20 protein-coding genes and 1 pseudogene are annotated in these 26,976 nt (G+C 63.6%); 9 read left to right on the top strand and 12 right to left on the bottom strand.

Going from position 1 to position 26,976, the window contains the following annotated elements; translation table 11 throughout:
- Positions 1 to 18: 18 nt before the first annotated feature.
- Together C4V41_RS51525 and C4V41_RS51520 are read left to right on the top strand one after the other, a co-directional pair.
- Entirely contained in the window at positions 19 to 291 is a 273-nt protein-coding gene (locus C4V41_RS51525; protein WP_103963419.1) for a hypothetical protein, read from the top strand.
- A 57-nt stretch (positions 292 to 348) separates the two neighbouring features.
- The gene (locus tag C4V41_RS51520) at positions 349 to 549 is read left to right on the top strand and encodes an Ig-like domain-containing protein (RefSeq protein WP_103963418.1); all 201 of its coding nucleotides are present in this window, start codon (positions 349 to 351) and stop codon (positions 547 to 549) included.
- 300 nt (positions 550 to 849) lie between these two features.
- Here C4V41_RS51520 and C4V41_RS51515 read toward each other — a convergent pair whose 3' ends face one another.
- Positions 850 to 1,551 carry a helix-turn-helix domain-containing protein gene (locus tag C4V41_RS51515; RefSeq protein WP_146104123.1) on the bottom strand — a complete coding sequence of 234 codons (702 nt, stop codon included), beginning with the start codon at positions 1,549 to 1,551 and terminating at the stop codon, positions 850 to 852.
- A 170-nt stretch (positions 1,552 to 1,721) separates the two neighbouring features.
- On the opposite strand from C4V41_RS51515, the gene C4V41_RS61300 reads away from it, so the two are divergent.
- Positions 1,722 to 2,654 carry an endonuclease/exonuclease/phosphatase family protein gene (locus C4V41_RS61300; RefSeq protein WP_146104122.1) on the top strand — a complete coding sequence of 311 codons (933 nt, stop codon included), beginning with the start codon at positions 1,722 to 1,724 and terminating at the stop codon, positions 2,652 to 2,654.
- A 260-nt stretch (positions 2,655 to 2,914) separates the two neighbouring features.
- Here the strand turns inward: C4V41_RS61300 and C4V41_RS51505 are convergent.
- The 3 genes and pseudogenes from C4V41_RS51505 to C4V41_RS51495 form a co-directional block, all read right to left on the bottom strand.
- Positions 2,915 to 3,336 (bottom strand): annotated as a pseudogene (locus tag C4V41_RS51505) (transposase); the annotation flags it as partial.
- Between the two features lie 89 nt (positions 3,337 to 3,425).
- Complete coding sequence (locus C4V41_RS51500; RefSeq protein ID WP_103963415.1) at positions 3,426 to 3,872, bottom strand: DUF6262 family protein; 447 nt, start codon at positions 3,870 to 3,872, stop codon at positions 3,426 to 3,428.
- Entirely contained in the window at positions 3,862 to 4,965 is a 1,104-nt protein-coding gene (locus C4V41_RS51495) for a tyrosine-type recombinase/integrase (protein WP_200824835.1), read from the bottom strand. The genes C4V41_RS51500 and C4V41_RS51495 overlap by 11 nt, the downstream gene beginning before the upstream one ends.
- A 158-nt stretch (positions 4,966 to 5,123) precedes the next feature.
- Between C4V41_RS51495 and C4V41_RS63600 the strand changes: the two genes are divergently transcribed.
- From C4V41_RS63600 to C4V41_RS51475, 4 genes are all read left to right on the top strand, one after another.
- Positions 5,124 to 5,315, top strand: a complete 192-nt coding sequence (locus C4V41_RS63600) for a hypothetical protein (protein WP_200824834.1) — start codon at positions 5,124 to 5,126, stop codon at positions 5,313 to 5,315.
- Positions 5,316 to 5,418: 103 nt separating this feature from the next.
- A complete protein-coding gene (locus C4V41_RS51485; protein WP_103963413.1) occupies positions 5,419 to 7,626 on the top strand; it encodes an NACHT domain-containing protein in 2,208 nt (735 codons plus the stop codon).
- A 127-nt stretch (positions 7,627 to 7,753) separates the two neighbouring features.
- Positions 7,754 to 8,278, top strand: a complete 525-nt coding sequence (locus C4V41_RS51480; protein WP_103963412.1) for a hypothetical protein — start codon at positions 7,754 to 7,756, stop codon at positions 8,276 to 8,278.
- A gap of 387 nt (positions 8,279 to 8,665) precedes the next feature.
- A complete protein-coding gene (locus C4V41_RS51475; RefSeq protein ID WP_103963497.1) occupies positions 8,666 to 9,463 on the top strand; it encodes an IS5 family transposase in 798 nt (265 codons plus the stop codon).
- A 274-nt stretch (positions 9,464 to 9,737) separates the two neighbouring features.
- Here the strand turns inward: C4V41_RS51475 and C4V41_RS63595 are convergent, their stop codons facing one another.
- Complete coding sequence (locus C4V41_RS63595; RefSeq protein ID WP_200824833.1) at positions 9,738 to 10,370, bottom strand: transposase; 633 nt, start codon at positions 10,368 to 10,370, stop codon at positions 9,738 to 9,740.
- Entirely contained in the window at positions 10,367 to 10,936 is a 570-nt protein-coding gene (locus C4V41_RS63590; RefSeq protein WP_200824832.1) for a helix-turn-helix domain-containing protein, read from the bottom strand. The genes C4V41_RS63595 and C4V41_RS63590 overlap by 4 nt, the downstream gene beginning before the upstream one ends.
- Before the next feature lie 99 nt (positions 10,937 to 11,035).
- Between C4V41_RS63590 and C4V41_RS51465 the strand changes: the two genes are divergently transcribed.
- Positions 11,036 to 11,350: a hypothetical protein gene (locus C4V41_RS51465; RefSeq protein WP_235030910.1), complete on the top strand. Its 315-nt coding sequence runs from the start codon at positions 11,036 to 11,038 to the stop codon at positions 11,348 to 11,350.
- A gap of 408 nt (positions 11,351 to 11,758) precedes the next feature.
- On the opposite strand, the gene C4V41_RS51460 is transcribed toward C4V41_RS51465, so the two are convergent.
- The 5 genes from C4V41_RS51460 to C4V41_RS51440 form a co-directional block, all read right to left on the bottom strand.
- On the bottom strand, positions 11,759 to 12,517 hold the full coding sequence (locus C4V41_RS51460) for an ABC transporter ATP-binding protein (protein ID WP_235030909.1): 759 nt from the start codon (positions 12,515 to 12,517) through the stop codon (positions 11,759 to 11,761).
- The gene (locus tag C4V41_RS51455; RefSeq protein ID WP_103963409.1) at positions 12,507 to 14,300 is read right to left on the bottom strand and encodes an ABC transporter ATP-binding protein; all 1,794 of its coding nucleotides are present in this window, start codon (positions 14,298 to 14,300) and stop codon (positions 12,507 to 12,509) included. Before C4V41_RS51455 ends, C4V41_RS51460 begins: the two co-directional genes overlap by 11 nt.
- Positions 14,297 to 16,876, bottom strand: coding sequence for an ABC transporter permease (locus tag C4V41_RS51450; RefSeq protein ID WP_146104121.1), 2,580 nt, complete (start codon positions 16,874 to 16,876; stop codon positions 14,297 to 14,299). Before C4V41_RS51450 ends, C4V41_RS51455 begins: the two co-directional genes overlap by 4 nt.
- A gap of 159 nt (positions 16,877 to 17,035) precedes the next feature.
- Positions 17,036 to 19,591, bottom strand: a complete 2,556-nt coding sequence (gene lanKC, locus C4V41_RS51445; RefSeq protein ID WP_103963407.1) for a class III lanthionine synthetase LanKC — start codon at positions 19,589 to 19,591, stop codon at positions 17,036 to 17,038.
- Positions 19,592 to 20,228: 637 nt separating this feature from the next.
- Entirely contained in the window at positions 20,229 to 22,025 is a 1,797-nt protein-coding gene (locus C4V41_RS51440; RefSeq protein WP_146104120.1) for an AfsR/SARP family transcriptional regulator, read from the bottom strand.
- 1,035 nt (positions 22,026 to 23,060) lie between these two features.
- On the opposite strand from C4V41_RS51440, the gene C4V41_RS51435 reads away from it, so the two are divergent.
- Positions 23,061 to 24,788 carry an ABC transporter ATP-binding protein gene (locus C4V41_RS51435; RefSeq protein WP_407670166.1) on the top strand — a complete coding sequence of 576 codons (1,728 nt, stop codon included), beginning with the start codon at positions 23,061 to 23,063 and terminating at the stop codon, positions 24,786 to 24,788.
- Positions 24,789 to 24,997: 209 nt separating this feature from the next.
- Here C4V41_RS51435 and C4V41_RS51430 read toward each other — a convergent pair whose 3' ends face one another.
- On the bottom strand, positions 24,998 to 26,344 hold the full coding sequence (locus tag C4V41_RS51430) for an IS1380 family transposase (protein ID WP_146104119.1): 1,347 nt from the start codon (positions 26,342 to 26,344) through the stop codon (positions 24,998 to 25,000).
- Positions 26,345 to 26,976: the final 632 nt, after the last annotated feature.

Here is a 26,976-nt window from a genome sequence, read left to right as displayed (position 1 = left end):
CTCATAGGAGGGGTCGGCGTGGACGCCCTCGTAAACCCGGACATACGGCTCGCTGAGTACGGCCTCCGCGTCGAAGCGCACGAAGATGGTGCGGTCGTACTCGGGCAGCTCGGCGACCGCGTCCCGGGCGAGGTCGAGCCCGGCCACGACATCACCGAAGAACAACTGCTGCAGGAGTTGCAGGCGGTCAACACCAAATCCAGCGTCTCCACCACCGACCTGCACGACGATACGCCTCCAGGGCCGGGCAACCGGCCCGCACAACTGGTCGTTCACCACGGGCGGCCCTGACATCGACCCGCCCACGGTGGATGGCATCGACCCCGCCGAGGTGGCTTCGACGAGGCGGTGTCCGACGTTCGGATCACAGTCAAGGACTCAACCGTGCAGGGAACAACGGCGAGCGACAACGCCGAATGGACCTGCACGCCGACCTCGCCGCTCGCCGCCTCGAAGGTGTACCGAGTCGAGGTGAGCGGCGCCACGGATGGCTGGGGCAACGTCATGACGCCCTACACCTGGTCATTCACTACAGCCGGGGATACGTGATCGATGACTACCGGTGAGACCGCCCCGTCGCTCCGTGAGCCCGTGGTCGCGCGAGGCACCCCAGTCGGGGACTGCGATCGGCGAAGCTCCCGCATCCGACCGATGGATCCAATCCTGCCCGTTGGGTAGGCGAAGGCTGGAGATGCTGCCGGCACCCGCGATCAGTACGCCGCTCCCTCCTGCCGATCGAGACCGGCGCGCGAGAAATGCATCAGCGCCTTTGTCGGTGACAATGCTCAGCGGACTCGCGAAGGAGATATGTGGGGACCCTCCTCACGCCGTTGCACGGGAGCGCAAGGCTCAGAGGGGCGGGGCTTTGGTGTGCTGAACGATGGGGGAGGTGGACCGGACGACGCCGACGCCGGACACGGCCCGTCCGTCGTTCTCCTTCCAGAGCTCGAAGTTGTAGCGGCCGGCGGACAGTCCGGCCCAGGTGTGGACCTGCCAGGCGTTGCACTCGAATCGGGCGGACGTGCCGCCCGGGCGTAGCGCGATCCAGTACTCGGTCATCCCGCTGGGACACGCCAACTTCGCCCAGACCTCGAGGTCGCCATCGGTCTGCTGAGTCCACTCGCGGGAGGTCACCTGCTTGTACATGTTCTTGACCTGCCAGGAAAAGCCGCTGTCTGGGGAGACCGGAGGCGAAGCCGAGGCGCGCGCCGCGATCGCGGGGCCCGACCTCCCGCCGGAGAGCCAGAGATAACCGGCGCCCCCTACGACGACCACGAGGGCGAGCCCGACGGCCACCGGAAGCCTCCAGGACGTACGCCGCGCCGGCTCCTCGACAGGCGATTCGCCCGCGATCTGGCGCCACCGGGTCTCCCAGCCAACGGAATCCCCGTCACAGGCCGTAACGTACGATCGCACGAAGTCCAGCGGCGGCATTTCCTCCGGATTGAGGCGACGGGAGAGCGTGCTGGGGTGATAGCGCATTCGCCGCCCGATCTCCTGTAACGACAGTTCACCCCGTAACCGTCGTAGATCGTCGACGAACTCCGCCACGGGCCCCGACCCCCGGTCGATCGGCTGGTCCTTGCGTCCACCTCGAGCCATGGCCCGCTCCCGGTTGTTGCCTTTGTTGCTGCTATTGATTCGCAGTCCAGAAGCGGTGACAAGGCCCACCAAATGTGGCCAGCTAGCAGTGCAGATCACCCTCCAGGAAGGAAAATCAAGTGGCCACAAGATCAATACTTCTGGCGACCGTAGTGATGCTGCTGTGCGCGGTCGGCGCCACGCCCGCGGGGGCGTCGCGGCTCCAGGCGCCGCACGGCGTCTCGTGGCAGCAGGCCATGGCGCACAACCTCCGCCAACTCTCGGCGGGCGTACCCTTCGAACGAGCGAATTTATGGGTCTCAGCCGAGCCTGGACCCACTACATGGACCCACAACATCTCCGGCAACAGAACACACGGAGGGCATGCGAAGGCCCTGAATCCGCTCAAGTCCGCGATCACCGCACAATCCAACCTCCCCCTCTCCATCGGGATGCAGGAAGCCTGCCTCGGCCAGGTATTACTCATGACCGCCTGGCTCAGGGAGGAAAAGAACCCGCACTACCAAGTCTCCTTCCACAATCAAAACCCGGGTGGATGTGACGGGCAGGGCTACGGCGTTGCCGTCTTTGCAATCGGAAAGCTCAGCGAGGTCCACGGGGCCTTCGCCAACGCGAATCAGTATCCCTTTGACGAGCAGCGCGGATTCGCCTGCATCCGATCCGTCTACAAGTACCAGGCATGTTCCGCGCACATAACGCCGCATGAGCAACTGGACGGCGAAGGAGGGGTGTACCAGAAGAGGCAGTTCCAAGAAATGCGGAACGTTGTCGCGTGGATACATGCCGCCACTGGAGATTCGGTCTACTGGGGCGGCGACTTCTACTTGACACCGTCCGGCATCACCAACAACTTCGGCGCCGACTTCTTCGCCAACAACTCTGAGGGGGATATCTGTTTCGGCAGGCACCGGGCGACACACAGGCGCGTTAACGGTCTCGAACGGAAGGTCGACTACGTCTTCAGGACCAAACCCGTCGAGTGCGGCCGCGACGCTACCATCCGATGGAACCTCGGCTCGAGCGACCACGCACTCCTCGGCGGGTACATCTAGCCCAGCAGGGAAACGTTCGCCCCACCTGCAGAGGTGGGGCGAACTGCTGCCCTCAATTATTCGGGCCTCGACGCGCTCGGGCGGGGCTGGGTTCGCTCCCAGCAGACGCCGTCTTCCCAGGCGTTGATCTTGGCACAGGCCCTGCTCAACTACCTGGGCGCGCTCTCCCCGTCGCCGACCACACACTCCTGGATGCGATCAGCCGCTGGTGGGACCTCTAAGAGGGCGTTTGATTTGAGTAGATTGCGGCTTAAGTTCTATTAGGTGCCTCGCCAGGTTAGCGTGCGTTCGTCCGTTATTCGCTTGGTTAGGTCGTTATCGACGCAATGTGGATCATGGCTTGGGAGCTGGCGGGAAGAGTCTCATAATCACGGGTTAAACGACGGTACATCATGAGCCAGCCCAGACTTCTTTCCACGACCCAGCGGCGTTTTACGACGTGGAATCCGCGCGTTTCGGCTTTCCTGGGAACGACTTCGACGTCGATGCCGAGTTTAGCGCCGTGTTCGATCAGAGCGTTCTTGAAGCCGGTGTCGACCCAGGTTTTGGTTATCGATGGGTGGAGACTTTTGGTTTTATCTAAGAGACTTTTTCCGATCACGTTGTCGGACAGGCTCGCGGCGGCGACGAATACGGCGAGGATGACGCCGAGCGTATCGGTGACAATGCCTCGCTTGCTGCCCTTATCTTGAGCTCTCGGAATGATCATTATGTTGACCTGGTGCTCCGCGCGGCGGACGGTGTCTCCGACGAAGCATTCGCAGCGTGTGATCAGCACGGTCCGACCACTTTCGAGGATTTCTTCTTCGGCGTGTCGCGGGTGCATGGCTGGCTGAGGATCTCCTGGGCCCGCACCTCGCCGAGAGCGCGGGCCAACGCGTCGCGGAGCTGCCGGTTCTCATCTTCGAGCGCTCGGATGCGTGTGGTGGCAGCCTCCAGACGTCGAAGGAGAGTGACCTCGGAGGCGGGCTGACGCTCCGGTGGCGAAGAGCCGGCCGGTTGAGGCGAGCGTTTGCGAAGCCGTTGAATCTCGGCTCGCAGGTCGTCTTGGGCGTAGAGCCAGGATCGAGAGACGCCCGCCTCACGGCTGACGGTGTCGAAATTGACCGCCTTGCCGGTGGCGTCCATGCGGAGAAGGGCCGCCAGGGCCCGCGTCCGAGTCTGCTCTGTTCGGCGCTGCGCCGCGGCGAGGAGGTGACGGGTGTTGTCAGCTCGCATCGGCTGCCCCCGGCGTGAGGTCGTCCTTCTCGATCTCACCGATCATGCGGTCCAGATTGGCGAGGACCTGCTGGTTCATCTCGACGACGCGGGTCTGGCCCTTGCCGGTGGAGATGTCGATGAGGGTGAGGGTCCGGCGGTGCTGCTCGCGCAGCTCGGGGAGGAACTCCGGGCCGGTGATGAAGACCGGGCAGGTCAGACAGGCATTGGCGTGCGGACAACTCTTCTGGACGGGAAGCCCGCAGTGGCCGTTGGGCAGGGTCTGGGTGGCCATGCCGACGCGGGTCTTGGCCCACTGCGCCTGGGCGAGCGGGCCATCGGGATCGAGGGTGACGCGTTCGCCGTTGACGTTGACCTTGGTGGCCTGTTCCCAGTGCCGCCGGACCGTCTGGTCGGTGATCTTGGCGTAGCGGGCCGTCATCTTGTGGGACTCGTGATCCAGCAGGACACGGACGACCTCCTGGGGGACGTCGCGGTTGATCAGACGGCAGGCGAACGTGTGCCGCCATTGATGTGGGGTCAGCTTCGCCGGGCGGCCGTGCTCGTCGTGGATGTCGCAGCTGTTCAGCCACCGGTCCAGGGAGCCGCGGAAGCTGGTGGGCTGCACGGGGATCTGTCCCGTGGCGTTGGAGTTCGGCCGTGGGAACAGGTGTGGGATGCCGTCGGGCCACCGGTGCAGGACGCGGCGCTGCTGTTCGACGATGTCGGCCTCGAGCCGCTCGTCGATGGGGACCGCCGCCTCGCGTTTCATCTTGGTGTTGAGGTAGCGCAGGTAGGGGGCGCCCTGCCCGTCGTGCAGGAGACAGTCGAACTCCAGCCCGAGGGCGCTGGAGATGCGCAGACCGCAGCGGATGAGGATCAAGATGATCAGTCGTCCGGCGGGGTCGGGCCAACGATCGAGGTTCTCGGGTGCCTCGACCTGCGCCATGACGTATTCGGCCAGACGGCGGTTGAGCTTCTCGGGAACCGGTGCGGTGTCGCCGGGGAAGAAGGCGGCGGTGCTGGGCAGCGTGTCATCCCAGCCATGTCTGCGGACGTCGCGCAGGAAGGTGTTGAGTTGTCCGATGCGCGTCTTCTTGACCCCGACACGCATCCGCGCTGCGATGGACCGCATCCTGGCCGGCGCGCCAGAGAACTCCACCGGCGCCCTCACCATCGTCGCCCTGGCCCAGGTGTCGACGTCCCCCGCAACGCGCTCACGCAGCGCTTCTCAGGGCGGGTCAAGCCCGCGGGGTCACCCCGGACGTCGAGGTGCGGCTGCGGGAGACGATCAAGAAGCTGAAGAAGACGATCGCGAACAAGAATAAGGAACTCGCCCAAATCAGGGAAGACGTTCCCGCGCAGGTCCGGGCCGTTCACCAGCTCACCCTGGAAAATCAGGAACTGCGCAAGCAGCTGGAGCTGCCCGAACCGAACATCACCCCGCTGCGCCGTCGAAGCTGAGAGCCGTCAAGCCGGGGGCGGCAGTCTCTGACGACAACGACCTTCTGATCACGATTCGCATGCAACCGCTGCCGGATCGCCTGCTAAAGGTGACGATAGCGGCGTGAACAGACGCAAGATCGGCTGGCGGGTCCTCCTCGCCGGGCTGGCCTTCCTGGCGGCTGGCGCGGTGGTGGCTGTGGTCTGGCCCGTCTTTGATCCGGACGACAAGATCAACCGCGCCGAGCTCACCTCCTTGATGACCGCTCTCATCGTCGCGGCGGCCGGGGTGGCGGTTTGGGCCCGCCGCTCCGCAACCGCGCGCGCCGATGCCGACACCGGGACCGAGGCGCGCAGCGTCGTGGACACCGCCGCGCACGTGCTGGCCGGACTGGTGGAGCAGCAGTGGCGCACCGAAGCCCGCCACCGGCTGCTGGACGACCCAGAACCGATCCCGGTCCACTGGAAGCTCATCGCCGACGAGACGGTGATGAGCCAGCCCCGCCTGATCACCGCCCAAGCTGAACTGACCTTCACCGGCCGCAGCGACGACATCGCGGCCTTGGCGGAGTCCTTTCGCGGCCTGAAACGGCGGCGGCTGGTCATCACCGGCGGAGCGGGCATGGGCAAGACCACGCTGGCGGTCCAGCTGCTGCTGAAGTTGCTGGCCACCCGCCAGACCGACCAGGCCGGCGCTCGCGAAGGGGAGATCGTGCCGGTGCCGGTGCTGCTACCGGTCTCCGGCTGGGACACCGGCACCCACGACACGCTGCACAAGTGGCTGGCCGACCGCCTGGAACAGGACTACCCGGCGCTGAAAGCCCCCCAGCTCGGCCAGGGCGCCGCCGCTGCCCTGGCCGAAGGCGGACACATCCTGGCTGTCCTGGACGGCCTGGACGAGATCCCCGCCCCCGCACGCGCCACCGTGATCGCCGCGCTCAACTCCTCCTTGACCGCCCGCGACCAGCTCATCCTCACCAGCCGCCGCGCCGAGTTCACCACCGCCATCCACGGCACCGGCCGCCCCCTGAACGCCGCCGCGGTCATCGTCCCCAAACCCATCACCCCGCAAGCCGCCGCCAACTACCTGACGGCCTGCCTCGCAGACTCCCCCTCCGATGCCTGGCAGAAGGTACTGACCGAACTACGATCCGGCGCCATTCCCGCGTTGACCCAGCTGGCCGCCACCCCGCTCGGGTTATGGCTGATCCGCGCCGTCTATGTCGCCCCCGGAACCGATCCCACCCCGCTGGCCGACCCTCTGGCCGGTGACTCCGCAGCCCTGCGCTCTCATCTGCTGGACCGGGTCATCCCTGCCGTCATCGGCGCTCGCCCGCCCAGCAGCGACCCCGCCGACCACTTCCGGCCCCGGCGCCGCCTCGATCCGGACGCCACCCGCCGTTACCTGACGTATCTCGCCCACGCCTTTCCTCCGGACACCACCCGCGACATCACCTGGTGGCGGATCGCATTCACCACATCTCACAGCAGGCGCCTGACCTGGCTCCTGGTCGGGCTCGCGGGCGGGCTCGCGGGCGTGCTCGTGTTCGGGCTCAGGGGCGTGCTCGTGGGCGGGCTCGCGGGCGTGCTCGTGGGCGGGCTCAGGGGCAGGTCATGGGTCGACGAAACACCCGGCTACGCCAGCTTCCGTGGACGACTCCCCCTTCTCCACACCATTAAGAGCGGACTCATAACCGGGCTCGTAACCGGGCTCCCAATCGGACTCGTGTTCGGGCTCCCGGGCGTGCTCATGATCGGGCCCGTGGTCGGGCTCGTGGACGGGCTCCTGGTCGGGCTCGTGAGCGGGCTCGTGTTCGGGTCCATAGGCGGGTCCGTGATCGGATCCGTGGGCGGGATCGTGGCCGGGCTGATCAAGTGGGCAGAACAGCCCACCCTCACCTCAACCAGCACCCCCCACTCCACCTGGCGATCCGACAGAGCGCTCACCCTCCTTCGAATGCTCGTGGCCGGGCTGGCATTCGGGCTCGTGGCCGGGCTCGTGTTCGACTTTATGGACGGGCTCGGGGACGGGCTCCCGGGCGGGCTCGTGGCCGGGCCCGCGCTCGGGCTCGTGGGCGGGCTCGTGGCCGGGCTCGTGGGCGGGCTCGTGGGCGGGCTCGTGGGCGGGAACCACCATGCCTGGCTCGCATGCATCATCGCAATCCCCCGGCTGGCCCTCACACGACGGCTCCCCTTGCGGCTCATGGACTTTCTCGATGACGCCCACCGGCTCGGGCTGCTGCGCACGGTCGGGCCGATCTATCAGTTCCGCCACGCGGCCTTGCATGACCACCTCGCCGCCGATGCCTTTGGTGAGCCTCCTATTCCGTGACGCTGAGCCTGGATCCACGGCTTGAAATCTGATGCATGCGTTGTGAAATGCGGCGAGGTGCCCTCTGAACTGGGAAGATTGGAGTTCTCTACGCTTCAATCAGCCAGCTCAGGAAGGCACCTCGTAAGTGCGATTCTCCCACGCCGCCGGCAACACTCACACGATCTTCGACGAAGAGCATCTGATCTCCTACGGCGGTCTGGCTCCGGCGCTGCGGCTGGCCGAGCGGGCAGGCCTGGAGCGCCTGACCGGCGAGCATGTGAACCCGGCAGCGGCAGACGGGGCGAACGCTCCTGCGAAGCTCACCTCGATCATGGCCGGGATGGCCTGCGGTGCCGACAGCATCGATGACCTGGACGCGCTGCGGCACGGCGGGATGGACAAGCTGTTCACCGGCATCCGCGCGCCGTCCACACTGGGATCGTTCCTGCGCGCCTTCACCTGGGGCAACGTACGCCAGCTGGACACCGTCGCCCGGCAGGTACTCGCCGCACTGGCCCGGCACACGCCGCTGCTGCCCGGCGCTGACGTGCTGGCCTTCCTCGACATCGACTCCATGCAGCGGCGCACCTGCGGGTATGCCAAGCAGGGCTCGGGCTTCGGCCACACCAAGATCCAGGGAGTGCGACACGAAGTCGCGCACAGCGAGTGAACTCGCAGATTGGAGGCCCGCCATGCCGGGTGCGTAGTTCCCGATCAGTGTTCGAGATCGGTTCCCGCCCTGACGTGCGTCCGCAGGTCCTGCCTGCCGGGGGTGCGGAGCTCAGTGCCCGTGTACAAACTGATCCCTGTGCTTGCTGCGCGGGGCCGATATCGGGCGAAACTGTGACGTAGAGCGAATCTTCTGCGACATAGAGCGACCTTCCGGTAGCAACGGTGGTTATCGAAGCCCCATCGCCAACCGGAAGGTCTGCCGCCGTTGTACGCCACCGCTCCCGCCGCTGTCTTGCGTAACGAAGAAACCGCCTGCTCATGCGTGGCCTGCCGGTACGGCCGCGGAGCCGATCACCCGATCCGGGCGCCCCGCTACACCACCGACATGAGTGACGCGGAATGGCAGGCCATCGAGCCGTTGATGCCCCGGCCGGCCTGGTTACACGGCAACGGCGGACGCCCCGAGAAGTACTGCCGTCGCCTGATCATGGATGCCATCCGGTATGTGGCCGACAACGGATGCAAGTGGCGCAACCTGCCCGTCGACTTCCTGGCGCCCTGGCGCACCGTCCACTCGATCTTCACCCGCTGGTGGCAGGATGGCGATCTCTATGCGCTCCACAATGACCTGCGCGAACAGGTCCGGATAGCCGACGGGCGCGAACCGGAGCCCAGCGCGGGGATCATCGATTCGCAGTCGCTGCGGGCCGCCGAGACCGCCGCCGCCGGCTCGCGCGGATACGACGCGGCCAAGAAGGTGCAGGGCACCAAGCGGCACGTCATCGTGGACACCCTGGGCCTGCTGCTGGTCGTCATCGTCACCGCCGCCAGCGCGCAAGACCGCGACGGCGCCAAGCCCGCGCTGGAACGCCTGCGCGACTGGTACGAGCGGATCACGCTGGTCTGGGCCGACAGTGCTTACGCCGGAAAGCTCGTGACCTGGGCCAAAAAGCACGTCCGGCTCACCTTGGAGATCGTCAAGCGCAGCGACGACGTCAGCGGCTTCGTGGTCCTGCCCCGCAGGTGGGTGGTCGAGCGCACATTGTCGTGGATCTCCCAGCGCAGGCGATGCGTGCGGGACTATGAACGGTTATCCGAGCATCACGAGGCCATGGTCCTGTGGGCAATGATCATCCCCATGGGACGACGACTCGCACGATCCGGGTCTCCCAAATCGACCTGACGATCAGTTTGTACACGGGCACTCAGGGAAGAAGCCCAAGGGCTCCTGTTCCGTCCAGGGGAGCAACCGGGCGAGGGAAAGACCGAGCGGGCGAACGCAAGTGAACCCTCGATGACGCCTCGTGATCTTGAGCCTTGGCAGGCGGGATGAACACCGAGGTGATAGGGCCTGGCCGTTGGAAGAGGCGGCAAGCGGCGACCAAAGGTCCTTGGTTGGTCGTGTGAACACCGCTGGCCTCGGGGCTTAGTGGTCGTCTGCGTAAATCTTTCGGGGGTTACGCGGCTGCGTCGAGTGCGGCAGGCTGATGGTCGCAGCTGGCGGGTTGTTGGGAGTTACGCTCTTTCTGTTCGTGTCGCTCGATCCGGGCCAGGAGGTCCTCGAGGTCGGCCGGGGTGAACTTCCATTGGAAGGGCCGGGCGGTCTCGTTGTAACGGCGCTCGAAGGCGATCAGCCGGTCTTCGACCTGGTCAAGACTGGTGAAGTCGTTGGGTGAGACGACCTTGCGCTGCACGATGGAGAAGAAGATCTCCACTTGGTTCAACCACGAGGCGTGCACGGGCGTGTGCACCATCACCGCATTGGGAAAGCGTTCGGCCAGTCGGTCGGCGGCGGCTTTGCCCCTGTGGGAGGAGCCGTTGTCGACGACCCAGAACACCCGCGTGGCCGAGGCGTAGGGCTCTTGGGTCATCACCTGTTCGACCAGGTCCATGAACGGCGTGATGCCGGTCTTGGGCGAGCAGCGGCCGAAGACGCGAGCGTGGTGGACGTCGTAGGCGGCCAGGTAGGCCAGCGCGCCGCCGCGCTCGTAGTCGTGGTTGACGCGCATCATCCGCGACCGTCCCGGCGGCAGGGTGGGGTGGCAGCGGCAGCGGGCCTGGATGGAGGTCTTCTCATCGGCGCTGATCACGTACTCGTCGTCGCGAGCGTGGTGCCGTCCCAGCGGCGGGCGTACAACTCCAGCACGCGGGCGGCCTTGACGCTGAAGGCCGGGTCACGGATGAAGATCCATGACTGGTGCTGCCAGGGCTTGAGGGTGTCCTCGGCCAGGATCCGGCGCACAGTGGAGGCCGAGATCGCCGCCGCCAGGCCCCGGGTGACCACCTCGCGGGCCAGTTCGCTGCTGCTCCAGCGTGACAGCGGTGCGCCGGACTCGGCGGGCAGTTGGCAGGCCAGAGCCTTGATCTCGGCGATCTGGATGGGCGTGAACTGCCGGGGCCGGCCCGATCGGCGCCGGTCGCGAAGGCTGGCCGGGCCTTTGCGGCTGTCGTAGCGGTCCCGCCATAAGCGGACGGTGTCCACGCTCACCTGCTGCCGCTCGGCGATCGCGTTGTTGGAGTAGCCGTGTGCGGCGTCCAGCACGATCCGGGCACGGATCACCAGTTGGTAGGAGGCGGTATGGGAGTGGGCGATCTGCTTGAGCCGTCGCCGTTCGGCGGCGGTCAGGGTGATCTGGCGAGCGGAGGGAGCAGGCACCGGGGTCTTTCGGGATCGGGCGGGGTAGACCTCGCCGAGGTTGCCCGACCATGATCGGGATGTGCCGGTGCGACACGCCGGTAGGGCACGATGGTCTGCATGCCCGCGATCCCCGAGTCCACCAAGATCTCCCTGCAGCAGCGGTTGTGGGAGCGTGCCGAGCAGAACTGGCCGCAACTGATCGGGGTGAATGTCCGCTTTCGCGCCCAGTTCGCCTATGTCGACGGCGAACTACGCGACGGCGAGCTGCTGCCCTTGCTCCGCCTGCGCTACGGCGGATCGGCTCACCGGTGGAGCTCAGCGATCTACGTGGCAAGCAACGGGAAGTATGAGGACCAGATCTGGTTCACCGGCGAGGTCGAGGACGTTTTCGACCTCGCCTGTGACTTGCACGTCACCAACGCTGACCTCTGATCACCACCCGCATCCCACCAGTCAGAAGTCAACCCCCGAGGAACTTCCAGCGCGGACCACTTAGCCCGCATAACCGCAGCTCAGGGTGCGTAGCTCAATATTCCAGCGGTACATCGCGCGCTATGGACACCATGACCACCCGGTCATCGGCGTGGCCGCCGTGCCCATCGTGGCCAACCCAGACACCGTCGCCTCCCTGGCCAGCGGTGCTATCGCTCGCCGCTCACAAGCCCGTTGTGCCGTTCTGGAGAGGGGCTCGGCCGGTACACGGCAGACCAGTCAGCGTGGTCGGCCGCTCCCGACGTACTATCCCACCACATCCCAGGAACTGCGTGTGATTCTCATGAGAACCCCACACGGCCTGAGCCGGAAGCGTTTATTGATGGCATGACTGCGATATTGTACGCGTCAGTCATCGGCGAGCCGAGTCAGTCGCTCGGCCACGTCGGTCGCAGCCAACTGACCGGCCGTGTCCACGACATGTCCGTCGGCCAGGAAAACAATGGCATCTGCATATGCTGCCACGCCCGGATCGTGCGTCACCATTATGACGGTCTGGTCTAGACGATCGACGATGGCACGCACCAGTTCTAGAATTTCCCTGCTGGATCGGGTGTCCAGGTTTCCAGTGGGTTCATCTGCGAAGACCACTTGGGGTCGCGGCGCGAGCGCTCGGCAGATGGCGACCCGTTGCTGCTGACCACCCGACAACTCGTGTGGATGCCGGCCTACATGCTCGGCGATCCCGGCCACACTTAGCAAAGAATTCAGCCACTCCTGATCTGGTGTTCTCTTGGCCAGTCGAAAGGGAAGCGTAATATTCTCAATCGCAGTCAGTGCTGGCAGGAGGTTGAATGACTGGAAGACGAAACCGATCCGCTCTCTGCGGACATCAGCGCTTTCCTTCTCGCTCAGCCTGCTGATCTCCTTATCGTCTAGAAGCACTTGGCCTGAACTGGGCCGCAGCAAGCCAGCCGCGCATTGCAGCAGTGTCGACTTTCCCGAACCTGACGGTCCCATCACTGCGGTGAAGGTGCCTCGCCGGAACGAGAGTGTGACGTTGTCGAGCGCTATGACACTGCCGCTGCCACTGCCGTAGACCTTGGAAACCGCATCCAACTGTACTGCGACGGAGACTGTTTGTTCGGCCATGACATTAGGATTCATGTGGATACCTCGGTATGCTCCGACTTAACCGGGTGTAAAGTCCTCCAGCTTCTATTAGGTCGTTATGGCATCCCTTTTCTACCAGGCTGCCGCCTTCCATTACAACTATTAGATCAGCATGGCGGACTGTAGCTAGACGATGCGCGATTATTAGACAGGTCCGCTGCTTCAGGTACGGTTGCAGCGACTGTTGGAGCGCGTTCTCGGTTGCGTTGTCGAGATGAGAAGTTGCCTCATCCAACACCACGACACGCGGGTCTCTCAACAATAGCCGTGCAATGGAGATTCGTTGACGCTCTCCCCCAGACATCTGTAGCCCCCCATCTCCGACGATCGTTTCGAGTCCGTCGGGAGCCGCCTCGATCACGCTCCAGATCTGCGCGTCCCGGCAGACTGAAACCAGTTCGTCCTCGTCCGCGTCCGGCTTGGCCATCAGCAGATTCGCACGGATGGAGTCGTTGAAGAGAAAAGGCGCCTGGCTCACCACGCATATAGTGCTCCGCAAGGATTCCAGGGTCAGCCGCCGAACATCCATGCCGCCTACGAGAACGCGGCCCGACGTAGCCTCCCAGGAGCGCACCAGGAGTCGCGCGAGCGTCGACTTCCCTGCGCCGGAGAGCCCGACCACGCCTACTGTCATCCCGGGCTCCACAGTGAGGTCGAATCGGTCTAGCGTCGGCCCGCGAGGGGCCTGCTTATCTAGTTTTTCACCCATGAGCGACGGGATCGAGAGGCCGGTGCTTGAAGGATATTCAAACGATACGTTCGAAAAGACGACCGAGGCGCCCTGCCCGGGCGGGAGCTTTCGAGCGTCGGGGCGGTCCATTATGTGTGGCTTGAAATTCAGGACCTCCTGGACCCGGTTCAAGCTCACCAGCGCCGCTACGAGATCGACCTTGATTCCGGAAAGGGTGACCACCGGGCTGTACAAGCGCGCCAGTAGCGCCACCATGGCCACCATGGTGCCCATGCTAACCGTTCCCGAAATCGTCCAGAGCCCAGTTACAACGTATGCACCTGCAGTGGCCACGCCCATCGTCAATGTGAGGGCGGCGGAGAGTCCCGCACCCAACATGACTTGCCGGACCGCGAGATCCCGGATCCGCATCGCGTCGACGTTGAACGCGGCCCGTTCGAGCTGGGCACAGCCGTACTGCTGAATGGTCTCGACCCCTGCGGCACTGAATCGCTCCACCACTCTGGAAACGAGCGTGGCGTTGGCAGTGAGCTTCTTTCTGGTCACGATCTTGAGCGCACGGGAAATCCAGGCGGTGACCCCGTAAACGAGAGGTACTGCGACCAGAACGGCCACGGCCAGTCGCCATTCCAGGATGATGAGCGCGATCCCCGCGCTTAGCAAGGTGACCGCCGCTGAGACCACGCTGGGGAGGGTGCCCGAGATGAGCCGCTGGACCCCGGTCACGTCGCCGTGCACTCGGGAGGCGATCGCACCCGTCTTCGCGCTGTTGAAGAACCCCACCGACTGCTGGCGCAGGTGGTCGTAAAGGTCGAGGCGGAGCCGTAGCACCATATCCTCGCCGATGCGTGCGGCAAACGCCCGTTCGGCGAATGCGGTGACTGAATGCATGCAGGCGACGGCCACCAAAAACATGCCGAGCTGGGTCAATCGCGCCGCATCACCTGCCAGCACGCCCTCATCAATGACGAGTTGGCCAATCAGAATCGGAATGATTGACAATGCGGACTGCACAACAATCAGGATAAGCAGAAGGCTGATCCGCCCCGCAAACCTGCGCAGAAACCGTGCAAAGTCGCGGGTCATCCTGCCTCCTTGAGTACGGCACGTGACGCCAGCATCGTTCCCACGGCCCCCGCTATAAGGGCGGCCCCGCCGAGAGCGGCAAGCCAATCCCACGGGACGAAGTCGGCCAGGGCCATTAGGCTTTCTGGGGAACGTACGACAAACAGGGTAGTTGTCCAGACGGCAAGGACTGTGGCGAGCAGCATTATCGGGGCGATGCTGAGGATGGCTTCCCAGACGACCATGCGATTGATCTGGCGGTGGCTGACACCCAGCAACCGCATACTCACGAACTCGGTGCGCCGGTCGAGCATCCCGACCGCCAACGCGTTGATCGTAGCCACCAGGCAGAAGATTGCGATCAGTGCCACGATGTACATGAACGGCTGGTTGAGCTCAGCCCTCTGCCGCGCCACCTCGGCGACGAACTCCTGGTGCGTACGAACCTCCACCACCGTGGGATCTATCGCCACCCGATCGGCCACCTGCTTGATGTCCGAAGCGGATACCCCATCTCCGGCTCGCGCATAGAGTCGCTGATAGGGGGGAACCTTGGCGTACGGGCGTACGGCCTCCGCAGACATCGCCAGCGGGGGCACACCGTTTATGTCACCGTAGACTGCAGCGACTTCATAGCGCGCGCTCTTCATATCGGGGAACCTGACCTCCACCTGTGACCCGCGCGCGACCCCGAGTCGGGTCGCGGTGGATGCATTTACCGCGATGGAATTGGCGTCGAGTGCTGAAACATCGCCATCGGAAGCAGGGAAGTTTAAAGCGTCTTCGATATTTCCAGTGAAGATCTGCGCCCGGCCTGTGGTTACACCGCGCTTGGAAATCACACTCATATTCGACAGCCCGCTGGTCCCGGCGACCGTGGTCACCCGCTCAAGCGCTAGCCGGAGATCCTCACTGAATCGTACTCCGATGCGTCCGGCATCGATGACATATTCGGCCGGCACGGTCCGTGCGACATCCGCGGCCGCCTGCCAATTGAAGAACTGCTGCATGCCCACTGCTGACCCCGCCAGCGTCGCGCCGAGCGCGAGTGGCCCCATAGTCCCGGCGAACCGGCGATGATTGAACTTCACGTTGGCGACGGCGAAGAATCCAGTAACCCTTGACAGCGCGCCCACCGCGCCTGGAATCAGCCTGTTCAGGAACAGCACCGCCCACGGACCGAGCAGTCCAGCCCCGGCCACTACCAGGGCGATGACACCAAAGGGCGCGAAAAGACCCACTGTGGCGTCCAGAGTTATCCAGCCGCTAGTCAACAAGGCAGTCGTGCTGGCGGCGAACGCAAGACAGGTTGCGCCAGCGAGCAGTCGCGGCTTCCGTAGCGATCGCCCTTCAGCCGGAGCCTCAATCAGGGCGTCACCCGGGCGGATACGCAGCGCTTCCCGAACCGCGATGAGCGCGGACACCTCAGCAATCAACACCATAAGTATGGTCGTCCACCCGATAGCCCATGGCGTGACCACGATTCTGTAGGACGCGCTGAACTGGAGAAACCCGAAGCGGGGGCCCGTGATCCCCGCAGCGATCAGTCGTCCTGCTGGCAGACCCAATGCCGCGGCCACAAGACATAGCAGCAGGCCCTCGGCCAGCAGCATCCGCCGGACCGAGCCAGGACGAGCACCGAGTGCGCGCAGGATCGCGATCTCCTTACTCCGGCGCCGGATTGACACCCCCATCGCGCCGCTGGTCACTCCGATTGCGATTAACAGAACCAGTACGACCAAGACGACCATGGACTGAGCCATCTTGCCGTCGTCGACGAGATTGCCCTCCGCAAGAGCGAGCCTCGACCCGATGGCGACGTCGAGCCCGTGAGTGACTCGCTTCAAAGCCGCGGCGACCTGTGCGGCGTTGGCCCCCCGCCGCACGAACACCCCGAGCGCATCGACGTTGCCGCCTTGCTCTGCGAGTTCAGCGGCGTGTTCGTCGTTGAAGAACACCGACGACTGATATCGCACTGGATGGCGAGAGGAGGCGATGCCTACGACCTTGTACTGGCGCGCCACACCGAGCACAACAATCCGGATCACGTCACCGACTTCGACTCGTGCTTCACGAGTCAGCCGCGTGTCGAGAACCACTTCACTTGCGGCATGCGGTGGTGTTCCTCGCTGGATAGTGAACGGCGTCAGGACAGCGCTCGCCCAGCCGTGAGCCCAGGCACTCGGATGCTGGTCGCCAGGCACCACCACGGCCGTTCCTGTTGCGTCGAGAACGTCAGCGGCGAAGTTCAACTCGGGGGCAACACTAACGACATTCGGCACCGCGGATACCCGCTCGACCACGTCGGGGGTGATCATCCCCTTGTCTTGGGAGTACACAGCCGCCGTTGCCGCAGCATATCGTTCCACCGTCGGTTGTTGGCGGCCGACCGAGTCAAGGAGGAAGACGAAGGCACTGGTCAGAGATGCCGCGATCGCGAGAGCGATGAGACTGCCAAGCAAATTCCCCTTGTGCCAGCGAAGCGTCCTCCAGGCGAGCATCATCACCGCAACCGCCTCCACACGGATAGTAAGCTTGCTGTGCGTGTCCGATGCTTGCTCCGAATAACGCTCGGAGCAAGCACCGGAGGCGTTCAATTAGGAGAAGTATCCGCTGTCATCGCTTTCGTAACACCACGGAGACAGCGAGCTGTGCTCTTCCGAGGGGTTACAACAGATTGTGCTAGTGAGGCTTTCGAACGCAGAAGCGTCCAAATCGGGACTCAACCCCTGGAGATCGTAAAGTGACATACTGGTTCACCTCCTCTCGGCATAACCGTTGACGTAATCCGTGACCAGCGGTAGGCCCACGGGTGTCTCTGCACCTGGCTGACTAGCGGCCAGCGCGAGGAGCACACCCGAGTTCCCGGTGGCCAGGTCCATAGAAAGTCGCAGTAGCTGGGAGCCAGGGAAGGCTGTTTTCCCGTTCCAGCGGGTAGCGTGCCACTCAAGGCCACGGACCTGTTCGCTGGCGTACGTGGCAGCTCCACAGTGCGTATTGAACAAGATCAAACCTGCCAGACCTCGGAACAGCCCCGGGAAGATTGCGAAAGAGATAGTGGTCGCATGCCGGATCTCATCGAAGCTCTTGCGGAGATCAGGAACGTCGTACTGTGCTAGGAAGCGGTGCAAGGCCAGGCCAATGCCCGCGCTCCCGTCGGCTAGGTAAGGCAGGATTCGTCTGCCCTCGTTAACGTGGAGTCCGCCGTCGGAGTCATGGGTGCAGCGCCTGAGGTCCTGACGTAATGCAGTCTCTGCGGTGTCGAGGTATTGAGCTTCCCCGGTCGCTTCGTAGAGTGCGGTGAAAAGCAGGGCCGGTCCGGAGGCGCCATACATTAGACCGGCGTAACCATGCGGGCCACCGCTGGTTTCTGGCACCGAGTCAATTGTGCCCAGGCGCTCCTCAATAGTGGCGCCGGCGCGAATAGCCTTCCTCAGGAAAGAATCATTTCCGCACAGCCTAGCGAAATGCAGCCAGCTCAGCCCGATACCAGCCAGGCCGGAGTATAGGCTGTTGTCCGGCTCATCAGAGTCGAACCGGTCGGTCAGTGTCGTGAGAAGGTCTAGGGCTGCTTCTCGATGGTCGAGCTCCCACAGCGTGTAGGCTATTCCGTGCGCACCGTTGTAGAAGCCTGACGGTAGATCTTTTTGTCCCTGCTGAGTCTGCTTGAGCAACCATTGTTCGCCACTTGAATAACTTCCAGACCCAATCTGCTGTAAGGCCCATAACACACCTGCCGCGCCATACGCCAAACTGAGGCCCCCACTCGGCTCCAGAAATTGGTTGATATCGCCGGGGAAAAGACGGTCCTCCCGACTGGGCGACGCGCTTGCTCGTATCGCTGATGTCGCCGAGCCTATGACATCGGCTTCGCCTGGCACCGGCACAGACGGCTCCGTCCCCGAAAGCATCCGTACTGCCGACTCCAGCCACGACCACGGCACCCCGAACATTTCCGCGATTCGGTGCGCCAGATCCGCCGCTTTCCCGTTATCGAGACGGGTCAGCGTGGTCACCGGTGTGAAGAGGGCCAGCTTCAGGCATGCAAGCGCGTACTCGTCAACGTCTGTCCCTTTAGTGCCGCGTGGGGCGGCGAAACCAGGATTGGCCATAACTTGCCGACCGCCCTCCTCGAGGAACCATCCGGCCTCGAAATCGATCAGCTTGACTTCATCACCCTGTTCGATGACAAAGATGTTGAACATGTGGAGGTCGCCGAATACCACCCCCCGATCATGCATGAGGTGTACCGCATCGGTGACACGCTCCCACAGCGCCATCGCCCAACGACCATAGTCCGTCAGTTCCTGTCGAGGTCGTGGTCCAGTCTTGATCAGGGGATTCCGTCGGAGGAGTTCGTGCCACAGAGTCTGGCCTTCGATGAATTCCTCGATGAGGAATTCATGCTCGCCGACCGTGGCATAGTCAAGGAGCTGAGGAACGCACAGCATCCCGTCTAGCCGCTCTAGGATCTTCCGCTCGAGACGGAGTCGATCCACCGCGTCACGGCCCGCGAGGTCGATTCCGGCATGGGGCCGGCCTTCCTTGGCAACTACCCGTTGAGCGGTACGCTTGTCCCTCGCCTCGTAGACCCCGCCACCATTGGAGTAATGGAGGGCGCCGACGATTTCATAGGGGAAGCCGTCGAGCCGTAGATCATTTCTTCGATCCAGATGGGGCTGCAGGAACGAGGGTAGTTTGGCCCACTCTGGAGGGTTGAAAACTGGATCGCGAGGATCTCTGACAAGCTTTCCTTGAGGATCCTCGATCGCCAGAACGGATTGCCCGGTCGCGTCCCACGTCATGAGTCGCTGAAACGCGCCGTAGCGTACATGTAGTGGGCCGTCGCCCCACCGCAGATCGCTCAAGATGTACGGTCCTGCCTCACCCTGAAGGATTTCTCCTAACTCGGCCAATACGGTGTGCAATTGTGCGTGGTTACTTGGGTAGATCGTTGCTAGTTTGCCACTGGCGGCTCGTGGGGCGTACTTGGAGTTACGGTTTCTCCATTCCACTGGGTCCGGCACCACTTTGAACGTTATCTCATAGCGGACGCAATAGTTCCGGACTTCTTTAGTCACGCGCTCCGCATTCTTCAATGTCGCCGAGACGTGGATCTTCCATCCTTGGCGAGGAATGAGCGCACCAGGCGGACGGAGGTGGATCCAGCCCTCGGCTGATATGCGCTCCCAGCCAGCCGGTGTGGCCTCTTCCCGCAATGGCTCAAAGATGGAGACGTGCGGAGAGTCGAGGTCTGTGCGGTCGTAGAAGTACGGGTCCTTGGTGCAGTAGAGCTCATATCGACGGTCCATCGCCCGCTCCTTAGCACATTGGCCCTTTACTGTGCGCTAAATGTATCTTGCAGCGCTGTCGATACGCTGTCCTCGTTCAACAGCGACGAAGAGCGGTGATGTGAGGTCTCGCAGAACGCAACGCCATCGCCACAAGCTGTAAGCGGTCAAAACGTACCAATGAGCCGTTCCTGGATTCAAGCCCACGTTTCCCGTAATTTGAAGAATCTAACGAGGGTTCGCCTCGGACCACCAAGGTTCGTGGTTCAGCAGGCGTGATCGTGCGGGATCGTGGACATTCGCAACCGTAGGAACGGTTGCGTTACAGTAGGTGATCGACGTGATTCGTGCTGAGACACTGACGGACATTCTTGATGGGCATGTCGCACTCGACGTTGACTGTATCGATCGGCTCTACCTCACCAGGTACGTGCCGTGCATGTAGACCAGCGGCCAGGTTGTCGGGTTCCTTGCAGGTCATCGACCTTCAGCCCACACCCAGCTGACCAGCCTGAACGGCACCGCGTAGAGAAACGCCCTCCAGGCGGCCGCAGCCATGTCAGCCCAGTTCAGAGCACCAATCTGCATCTCTAGTCCACCGAATTACGCGGAACATGGGTCAAGGGCGCGACGGCGAAGCGTCGCTGTGGCGATTGCTTCAATCGCGAGCAAGCACTTTCCGTCGCTGCAGCTTGAGGACGCGGGTGAGGGCCGCGAGGAGCTCAGTTTCCGATTCTTCGGCCACGGCCCGCCCTCTGGCATAGTCCAGAACGAGAAGATAGCCGCGATACCCGGGTTCCACAAAATGAGCGTCGATCAGGTTGTCCAGCAAGTCCTCAGCAGCGTCCTGCGAGCAGTCAGCGAGGGCTGCGGCGTCCGATAGCGAGAAGTGGTGTTGGCCGTAGAAGCCGACACGTCGAAGGAGCGAACGCGATTGATCGTCTAGCATTTGGTAGTTGGAATCCAGCAGTGGACGGACCCGTAGCTCCCCGCTCGCCATCTCGTCTACAGGCGAACCGAGAATCCGATTAAGGAGTTTCCGGAAGCTCCAATGGGGTTTGGCTGCGAGGCGCGCGGCGACGATTTTCAATGCCAGCGGGTACCCCTGGCACAGTTCGATGAGTGCGTGTACGGCAGCGGGATCAACGTCGAGTCGCCGCCCGCTGTCGGCCAGAATCGCCCGCGCTGGCAAGTCAGACAGAGGGAAGAGCCGGATAAGTGTCGCGCCTGGGAGTTCAGTCAGCGGCCGCCGGCTGGTAATGATCGTCCTACAGCTGGACACCCCTGGGAGCAGGGGCTCGACTTGCGTGGTGTTTGCGGCATTGTCCAGGACCATCAGGAGACGTCTGTCCGCGACCACGGATCGAAAAAGCTTCGCGCGCTGCTCGACGTCATCGGGAATGTTCTGTTCAGAGACCCCCAGGTCTCTGAGGAAATCCCCAAGTACGTTGGCCGGCATGGCGGGATCGCTGGAGCCGGATAGCTCCGCGAATAGCTGTCCATCGGGGAACAGGTCGAGGGCCTGATGAGCGGCGCCTGTCGCGACGGTTGTCTTGCCCACCCCGCCCGGTCCGCTGACCACCACGGGGGAGCCGGGCCCGGCGACAGCAAGCGTGGACAGGATTGAGTCGATCTCAGACTTCCTGCCCTCGATGACCGGCAGGCGTCGAGGGAGCTGGCGAGGGGCGCTTGTGCTGGGCGCTCCCGGCAACAGACTGCTGTCGTTCATGGCGATGCGATGCAGAAGCTTCTTCAGAGTGGGACGGGGGGCCTCGCCCAATTCACCCTCCAGTCGCTCGCGTAATCCGTGATAGGCGTTCACTGCTTCGGAAGGACGCCCGGCGCGGAAGAGTGCCAGCATGAGTTGCTCGTGAAACGGCTGGTGCAGGCAATGCTCGTGAACGAGGTTCGTCAGCTCAGGCACCAGGTCGCGTCCTTTGCCCATCCGGAGCTCCGCCCACGTCCGTTCCTCCAGGGCGATCAGGCGAAGTTCCTCCCAAGGCAGCGCCCGAAGTTGGAGATCGGCTGAATCCAGACCGCAAAGCACAGGGCCACGCCAGAACTGCAATGCAGTGCGGAAGAGTTCGACGGCTTCCTCGTCGCATTCGGCGGAGTGAGCTTGGCGCGCTTGCTCGATCATCGCCTCCGCCGCAAACCCATCGATCCTCAGTTGCTCTATGCGCAAGATGTAGCCGTCCTCGTACGTCTCGATATCTACTTTATGACGGCGCAGTACGGACACGGCTCGTTGCACCTGGTTCTGTGCCGTACGAGGTGGCCGACGGTTGTAGATCGCGTCGGCGAGGAGATCCCGAGTGATGGGAGTGCCAGGCTCGAGCATTAGTCTGGCTAGACAACTGCGTGCGCGGGTGTCTGACAAGGCCACGGCCTGATGACCATCCCAGATGCTGATCGGGCCGAGAAATCCAAGCCGGAGCTGAGAAGTGGAGCTCACGTCACCTCCATGCGACTATGACGATCATCGTCCAACCGGACGACCAGTGACCGCATGTGCTCGTGCCCGGGGGTGAATCTTGAGGGCAGACCCCGGTCAATATGCGCCTTGATCTACAGACTGTCAACTGACTTGTCCGAGCCCGACCTGAAGACCGCGCCAGTTGACGGTGCCCCCGTGGCCCATATTTTCGATTTGTGCTGTGAGCGACGGTGGAGACGCCGCCAGTGGCTTGGGAGGACGATGCGCCTATGCCTGGCAAACCGCTCAGCCTGACAGAGAAGCTGGATACGCTATTCCAACTTCGGCTCCATCCAGAGCGTGCCATGGACTCCAATCAGCTCGGCGTCAGTTCTTAGTGGGCGTTTAGCCTCTGTATGCCACACTTCGTCCGGTTTATCCTGTGGCGCATCTGTCGTATTAGTACGTTTTAGGTGGATATCGTGAGCCAACGCGGGTGATCGACTGTCCGAATAGGGCCACTTCTGCGTTCAGGTTCCTGTTTGGTCACAAGATGTGGCACTTCGTACCGCTCATCATCGACAGACGACCCGCGGCCCCAGCCGGCCGATTGCTCGCCTTTGCCGGTTGACCTGCGATGACGCCACCGCAGCGCCATCAGCGATCTCGTCCCGGATGGCCGCTTCCACCGGAAAAGGCTAGGGACCAAACAGAATCCGCCGGATCAAACGCCCACTTATATGGCGAGGTCGTCGAAGCTATCCATCAGCGAACAGGTGGCCGCGTCGCGTATACCGCCAGTACCTGACGAAATGCACCTGGTTCAAGCAGGTGGGTCTGCCTGGAAGACCCTCCTTGGTCAGGGAACCGAGGTGATTGCGGTGCGGCCAGCCGCCGATTGCACATCGCTATAATCAGGAATTTAGCCTTCTCCGCAACGACGAGCTCGAGCCGAGTGGTCAGCGAGTCTTCGGTGGGTCGTATATCGTCATCTAGCCTGGTGGAATGAGCTCCACGTGGCGCAGTGTGATAGAAGCTACCAGTTTAGTCTGGCGTGCCGCCCCACTGCGGGCGGTGTGCTCCTTGACGTTCACCCTGCTGCAGGCAGGCATCCCCGTTACCATCGCTTGGCTGACCAAGCTGGTGCTCGATGACCTTGCTGGGCAAGGCTCGTCGGCCGAGATCATGTCCTTAGTCGTGGCGTTGGCTGCCGTTGGTTTAGCAGCGGCCGTCCTCCCGCGGGTGAATCAGTACGTATCGGCAGAGATGGGCCGCAGGACCGGCCTGCACGCCCTGGACCGGCTGTTCACGGCCACCGACCGGTTTGTCGGGCTTGGCCCATACGAGAACCCGATCTTCCTCGACCGGCTCAAGCTGGCCACTCACGGCAGCACGATTGCGCCGGTATTCGTCGGCAGAGTTTTCGAACTGGGCCGGAACGCCGTGACGATGACCGGATTCCTCACCTCCGTCGTGATCATCTCACCGGCCATGGCCGCCCTGGTGCTCGGTTCTGCCATACCGGCGCTGGTTGCGCAGCTTGCGCTGGCGCGTAAGCACGACAGAACCATGTTGGAGATCGCTCCTGCACAACGCCGCGAGCTTTTCTACTCCCACCTGCTCAGCAGCGTGGCGGCTGCCAAGGAGAATCGCCTGTTCGGGCTGGGCGCATTTCTGCGCGGACGGATGCTGGCCGAGCGGCGTTTTGCCGATGAGGCTCAGCGGCGACTGGAACGCAAGGACTTGTTCGTCCAGTCCGCTCTGGAACTGCTCGGTGCGCTGGTCGCTGGCAGTGGTTTGATCTGGGCGGTGCTGGCAGCCAGCGGCGGTGGGCTGACGATCGGGGACGTGTCGATGTTTATCGCAGCCGTGGCCGGGCTGCAAAGCGCTTTGTCCGCGCTGCTGTTAGGCATCGCCCGCACCCACACGCAGTTGCTGTTGTTCGGCAACTACGCCGATGTCGTTCATGCGGAGCGGGACCTGCCCGTCGCCACTAGCCCTCGTCCCACGACACCACTCACCGAATGTATCGAGCTGCGTGACGTATGGTTCCGCTACGCAGATGACCTGCCCTGGGTGCTGCGCGGTATCACGCTCACTATCCCATGCGGGCAGGTTGTGGCGCTTGTAGGGCTTAACGGCGCGGGCAAGAGCACGCTCGCTAAGCTTCTGTGCCGCTTCTACGACCCGGTGCGCGGGTCGATTTACTGGGACGGCGTCGACCTGCGCGACCTGGACCCAGTCGACCTGCGCGTCCGGCTCGGCGCGGTATTCCAGGACCACATGACGTACGACTTCAGCGCCCGCGATAACATCGCCGTCGGTGACCTAAGCGCACTCGACGACCTAGACCGCATCAGGGCAGCCGCCAGGAACGCGGGTGTGGATGAGACCATCGTCGCACTGCCTGACGGCTACGACACCGCTTTGACCAGGGTGTTTCTCCTCAACGAGCGGGCACCCCAAACCGGTGTGGTGTTGTCGGGCGGGCAGTGGCAGCGCGTGGCTCTGGCCCGCGCGTTCCTGCGTGACGACTCCGACGTCATGATGCTTGACGAGCCTAGCTCCGGGCTGGACCCGGAAGCCGAGCACGACGTGCACGCGCGAATGCGCCGCTATCGGACTGAACGCACCAGTCTGCTGATCTCGCACCGGCTCAACGCGGTACGGGAAGCGGATGTGATCGCTGTGCTCAGCGATGGGGTGATAGCTGAGTCGGGTACGCATGAGGAGTTGATGGCAGCGGACGGCTCATATGCGCGGCTGTTTCGACTGCAGGCGAGCGGTTATCAGGAGGACTGAGCCTGAATCCACGGCGTGATTCCGTTTGATCATTTTCCGACCCGATTCCTCCACGAGGACGGGTTCCGCAGGTGGAGGCACTGTTTTCGGGCGTGGGAGGGCCGCCGTGCTCGGGTCGCGGCTTGTCCGGGTGCGTTCGGAGGCTCGGGTGCGCGAGAGCGCGGTGACCGCGAAGGTCGTCAGCAGAGTATGACCAGGGTTGCGGCTGGTCAGGCCGCTGTGGCGGCGGGTGGGTCGTGGGTGGCGGTGAAGGCGTTGGTCCAGGCGGGCTGCCAGCGCCATCCAGCGGGTAGGTGCAGGGTCAGGTGGCCGCGCTCGTCGGCAGGGCTGTGCCGGGCCAGCCGCGCGGGCACGGCGATGAGGTGGCGGCGCAGGGTCGCACCGCGCGCTTTGGCGTGGAAGGCCGAGGCCAGGCAGCCCAAGCCGCGCAGCAGGTTGTGGGTGATCGCCGCGCAGGTCAGCCAGGCCGCGTTGGCGGCGAAATGGCCGGAGGGAAGGTGCGCGAGCGGTCCGCCGATCAGATCGGCGTTGACCTGTTCCTGCACGGCGTGATCGCGGTGCTGTTCCTCGGCTTGGAGCAGCGCGTACGGGCTGTCGGTGAAGATCGGGTAGTAGCGCCAGGCCGGGAACAGCTCCTCCTGGCCGCATCCCGCCTGCTCATGGCGCATTCTGACCCGGCGCACGATCAGCCGGGCGCAGGCGGCCTGGCCCTTCTTGCTGGTGAAGGCGGTGTAGCCGACCTCGGCGACCTGCGCATCGGAGACCCAGCCGCCGGCCTGCTCGTCAAAGATCGCTCGCGGGTACTTGATCGGCTTCCAAGCGTCCTCGCTGATGGTGGCGATGGCGGCTTTGACCTTGGGGTCGAGCTTGGCGGTGACGGAGAAGCGCGCATCGTGCTCGCGGCAGGTGCCGATGAGTTCGGCGCCGTAGAAGGCGCTGTCGCCGCGCATCAGGAGGGTGCCGGTGCAGCCTGCCTGGCGGGCGGTGCCGATGGACTCGCGGACCGCTGAGGCGGCGCCGCGTGCCGACCCGGCCGTGCCGCCGCGCAACCGGCTGGCGGCAACCACCGGTGCCGACAGCGGCGTGGACAGGGTAATGGTCAACGCGTTCAGCCCTTTGACCAGAACACTCTTGCCGCCGATCTTGGTGTGCCCGAAGCCGGAGCCCTGCTTGGCATACCCATAGGTTCGCCGCTGCATCGAGTCGACGTCCAAGAACGCCAGCACCTCCTTGCCCGGCAGCAACGGAGTGTGAGCGGCCAGCGCCACCAGCACCTGCCGGGCGACCTTGTCGAGCTGGCGGACGTTGCCCCAGGTGAATGCCCGCAGAAACGACCCCAGCGTGGACGGCGCGCGGATACCGGTGAACATCTTGCCCATCCCGCCGTGCCGCAGCAGTTCCAGGTCGTTGATGCTGTCGGCGCCGCAGGCCATCCCGGCCACGATCGAGACCACCTTCGCCGGCGCGTTGACCCCGTCGGCCGTGCCCAGCGCCACGTGCTCACCGACCAGCCGCCCAAGGCCGGACCGCCCGGCCAACCGCAGCGCCGGAGCCAAGCCCTGCGTAGGAAATCACGTGCTCGTCATCGAAGATCGCCTGCGTACGGCTGGCGGCATGCGAGAATTCCAACTTACGAGGTGTCCTTTGCAGCGGGCTGATGGAAGCCTAGAGAACTCCCATCCTCCCAGGTCAAGGGACACCTCACTTCATTTCCAGCACCTCGCCCCGGACTTCACGCTGTGAATCCAGGCTTAGAGTCATGTTCCTGTAACTTCACCCTCGCAGCCGAAGCTGGCATCGATCAGATACGGGGTTTGCAGATGGCGCTATTCCCTGGGTTTGGCATTTCTGGATATCGAAGTATTCGTGATGACCTGCAGCTCCTGGGTCCGCTCGGCAAGGTGAATTTGCTAGCCGGGCAAAACAATGCGGGAAAATCTAATCTCCTCCGAGCTACTCGATTCCTTAAGAACGCGCATCCTGGCGCAGAAGAACTTGACGCTCCCTACGGGACCCAAGGCCAGGCTCCGGCAGAGATAGCTATAGCGATCAGTGCGGACAGTCCGATCATCACGAATACTTCCGCATCCATCCCTGGCGACTCTGTGGCGTCGAAGGCGTTCAAGCTCTGGTCGGAAATAGGACCGTTTGGTAGGCGCGCGTCAGCAACCTGGCATCTTCAGGAGGT

The sequence above is a fragment of the Nonomuraea solani genome (assembly GCF_900108335.1).
Classification (GTDB): Bacteria; Actinomycetota; Actinomycetes; order Streptosporangiales; family Streptosporangiaceae; genus Nonomuraea; species Nonomuraea solani.
The sequence above is the reverse complement of the archived record's forward strand: the minus strand, read 5'-3'. Positions and strand labels throughout refer to the sequence as shown.

Bases quoted from the DNA above. Each gene is read 5' to 3' on its own strand.
- C4V41_RS51500 (WP_103963415.1), bottom strand. From the start codon at position 3,872: ATGCGAGCTGACAACACCCGTCACCTCCTCGCCGCGGCGCAGCGCCGA.
- C4V41_RS51495 (WP_200824835.1), bottom strand. From the start codon at position 4,965: ATGCGTGTCGGGGTCAAGAAGACGCGCATCGGACAACTCAACACCTTC.
- C4V41_RS51475 (WP_103963497.1), top strand. From the start codon at position 8,666: ATGAGTGACGCGGAATGGCAGGCCATCGAGCCGTTGATGCCCCGGCCG.
- C4V41_RS51465 (WP_235030910.1), top strand. From the start codon at position 11,036: ATGCCCGCGATCCCCGAGTCCACCAAGATCTCCCTGCAGCAGCGGTTG.
- C4V41_RS51460 (WP_235030909.1), bottom strand. From the start codon at position 12,517: ATGAATCCTAATGTCATGGCCGAACAAACAGTCTCCGTCGCAGTACAG.
- C4V41_RS51455 (WP_103963409.1), bottom strand. From the start codon at position 14,300: ATGACCCGCGACTTTGCACGGTTTCTGCGCAGGTTTGCGGGGCGGATC.
- lanKC (WP_103963407.1), bottom strand. From the start codon at position 19,591: ATGGACCGTCGATATGAGCTCTACTGCACCAAGGACCCGTACTTCTAC.